Below are 3,294 nucleotides of genomic sequence, written 5' to 3'. Positions count from 1 at the left end.
CATGGAGACGACACCCCGCCCCACCCCCGTGGAAGAAGCCACCATCCAGGTGCTGCTCGTCGAGGACGACGAACGCCTGGCCCGGCTCACCGCGCGCTACCTCCAGGAGCACGGCATCATCGTCACCGTCTCCGCGTCCGGCACCGACGCGCTCGCGCAGACGGTCCGCCACACCTACGACGTCATCCTGCTGGACCTGATGCTCCCCGGCCGCGACGGGCTGGAGGTGTGCCGCGAGCTGCGCACGCGCACCGACGTGCCCATCATCATGCTCACCGCGCGCGGCGAGGAGGCGGACCGCGTGCTGGGCCTGGAGTCCGGCGCGGATGACTACCTGCCCAAGCCCTACTCGTCGCGCGAGCTGCTCGCGCGCATCCGCGCCCAGGTGCGCCGCGCGCGGGGCAAGGCGGGCCCCACCAGCCACCCCGTGCACGCGGGCCGGCTGGTGCTGGACCCCCGCAGCCTGAGCGCGTCCCTGGATGGCAAGCCGCTGTCCCTCACCACCTACGAGTTCAGCCTGCTGCGCGTACTGGCCGAACGCGTGGGCCGCGTGCTCAGCCGCGAGCAGCTGCTCGACCTGGTGAAGGGCAGCGCGGACGAGGTGTTCGACCGCTCCGTGGACGTGCACATCTTCCGCCTGCGCCAGAAGCTGGAGGTGGACCCCCGCAACCCGCGCCTGCTCAAGACGGTCCGTGGCGCCGGCTACATGCTGGCCACCGAGGCCGAGGCGGAGCCGTGAAGCAGGCCCGTCGCCTCTTCCGCCTGCCCACGGGCCTGCTGGCCCGCATCTACCTCGTGGGCGTCATCCAGGTGGTCCTCATCGCCATCGCGCTCATGCTCGCGCGCGACTTCCTGCGCAACGAGGCCTGGCGCAACCGCTTCGACGACGAGCTGTCCTACTTCGTCGACGAGTGGTCCGCCCTGCGCGACGACCCGGCCGCGCTCCAGGCGTCACTCGACCGCGCCCACCATCGCATGGGCATGCGCGTCACCTTCCGGACCGTGGACGGAAGGCTGCTCGGCAACACGCGGCCGGAGCCCGAGCCCGCGCTTGGCGCCGACGACCTGCACGTCACCGCGCGCGTCACCCGCAAGGGACCCTCGGGCCTCATTCCCGGCCGGAGTGGGCCCGGCCGCCTCCTGGTGGTGAGCCCCTTCCCGGGCACCCCGCAGGTCTACGCCTCCGTGTCCCTGCCCCCACCGCCGCCGCCTCCCGACGGCGAGCGGCAGACGGCCATCATCGTGGGGCTCGTCCTGGCGTGCACCGCCATCACCTCCGTCATCTTCGCGCGCACGCTCGCGGGGCCCCTGGAGAAGCTGGCCGCCGCGGCCCGGGCCTTCGGCGCGGGACGGCTGGACGTGCGCGCGGGCCTGCGCCGCAACGACGAGCTGGGGCTCGTGTCCGAGGCCTTCGACGAGATGGCCGGACGCATCACCCAGCTTTTGCGCTCGCAGAAGGAGCTGCTCGCCAACGTGTCCCATGAGCTGCGCACGCCGCTGTCGCGGATCCGCGTGGCGCTGGACCTGGCCGCCGAGGGCGACGCGCAGACAGCGCGCGAGCTGCTCCCCGACATCACCGAGGACCTGGCCGAGCTGGAGCGCCTGGTGCAGGACGTGCTCACCACGTCGCGCCTGGAGCTGGTGACGGAGGGCGAGAGCGGCGCCATGCCCCCGTTGCGCCTGGAGCACGTGGACGCGAACGCGCTCGTGGACAAGGCGGCGGCGCGCTTCCGCACCGCGCGCCCGAAGCACCGGCTGGAGGTCCAGGTGGACGGCGTGCTCCCCGGGCTGGAGGCCGACCCCGTCCTGCTGCGGCGCGTGCTGGACAACCTGTTGGACAACGCCGGGAAGTATTCGGAGCCCGGCACCACCGTGAGGCTGCTTGCTCGGGCAGAGGGCAGCGGGCTCCAGGTGGAGGTCCGCGACGAGGGCATCGGCATCGACGCGGAGGACCTGGCGCGCGTGGGCACTCCGTTCTTCCGCACCGACCGCAGTCGCGCCCGCACCACGGGCGGCGTGGGCCTGGGGCTGACGCTGGTGCGCCGCATCGTCGCCGCGCACGGGGGCCGCCTGAAGCTGGAGAGCCAGCCGGGCCTGGGCACCACCGCGCGCCTCCTGCTCCCGGCCACGGGGGCGGCGGACACACCGGACGGCCGCCTCGTCGCAGGTCATCTTTCGTAATAGAGACGAGATTCGTCGAAACAATCCAAAACGTACAACAAGGGGCATGAAGGCCTTGAGCGAGATGCCGCGGGAAGCGCCGGCCCTGGCGCCGGTGCCATTGGATGAGGACGAGGTTCGCAAGCGCCGCATGCCGCGTTGGGCATGGGTGGTGGGCGTCCTGGTGGTGGCCGCGCTGGTGGGGCTGTGGCGCGTGCGCGCCGCACAGCAGGCGGACGTCATCACCTACGAGACGACCCCCGCGGAGGCGCGGAAGCTGATGGCCAAGGTGACGGCCACCGGCACCGTGGCGGCGCTGGTGACGGTGCAGGTGGGCAGCCAGGTGTCGGGGCGCATCCAGGAGCTGTTCGTCGACTACAACTCCCAGGTGAAGAAGGGGCAGGTCATCGCCCGCATCGACCCGCAGCTCGTGCAGGCGGCGCTGGACCGGGCCAAGGCGAACATGACGGCCGCGCGTGCGAACCTCCAGAAGGCGCGCGTCAACGCGGACGTGGCGAAGAAGCAGGCCGCGCGCTCGAAGGAGCTGCGCGCCCAGCAGTTCATCTCCCAGTCGGAGCTGGAGACGGCCGAGTCCGCCGCCGCCAGCGGACAGGCGGAGGTGACGGCCGCGGAGGGCTCCGTGGCCCAGGCGCAGGCCGCGCTCAACGAGGCGGAGGTCAACCTCAAGTACACGACCATCGTGTCGCCCACCGACGGCATCGTCATCTCGCGCAGCGTGGACGTGGGACAGACGGTGGCCGCGTCCCTCCAGGCCCCCGTCCTCTTCACCATCGCGGAGGACCTGCGCAAGATGCAGATCAACACCAGCGTGTCCGAAGCGGACGTGGGCAAGCTCCAGCCCGGCATGAAGGCCTCCTTCACCGTGGATGCCTATCCCGGCGAGAGCTTCCAGGGCGTCATCCGGCAGATCCGCAACGAGGCCATCACGGTGCAGAACGTGGTGACCTACCTGGCCGTGCTGGACGTGCCCAACCCGGACCTCAAGCTGAAGCCGGGCATGACGGCCAACGTCACCATCGTCACGCAGGAGAAGGACCAGGCGCTCTCCGTGCCCAACACGGCCCTGCGCTTCCGGCCCGCGCCCCCGCCGGGTGCTCCCGCGCAGGCCGCGGC

Annotated in this window: 3 protein-coding genes; all 3 read left to right on the top strand. The window is 71.8% G+C overall.

Going from position 1 to position 3,294, the window contains the following annotated elements:
* Position 1: 1 nt before the first annotated feature.
* Positions 2-739 (top strand): response regulator transcription factor, encoded by a 738-nt coding sequence (locus D7V93_RS40740; protein ID WP_120648387.1) that lies wholly within the window; start codon positions 2-4, stop codon positions 737-739.
* Positions 736-2,181 carry a sensor histidine kinase gene (locus D7V93_RS40735; RefSeq protein ID WP_120648386.1) on the top strand — a complete coding sequence of 482 codons (1,446 nt, stop codon included), beginning with the start codon at positions 736-738 and terminating at the stop codon, positions 2,179-2,181. The genes D7V93_RS40740 and D7V93_RS40735 overlap by 4 nt, the downstream gene beginning before the upstream one ends.
* Positions 2,182-2,227: 46 nt before the next feature.
* The coding region (locus tag D7V93_RS40730; protein WP_120648385.1) for an efflux RND transporter periplasmic adaptor subunit at positions 2,228-3,294 on the top strand (1,067 nt) is incomplete at its 3' end.

The sequence above is a fragment of the Corallococcus llansteffanensis genome (genome assembly GCF_003612055.1).
Taxonomy (GTDB): Bacteria; Myxococcota; Myxococcia; order Myxococcales; family Myxococcaceae; genus Corallococcus; species Corallococcus llansteffanensis.
Note: the sequence above shows the minus strand (reverse complement) of the source record. Positions and strands in the feature narration are given on the sequence as shown.

Coding starts and splice junctions, on each gene's coding strand:
- D7V93_RS40740 (WP_120648387.1), top strand. CDS start 2: ATGGAGACGACACCCCGCCCCACCCCCGTGGAAGAAGCCACCATCCAG.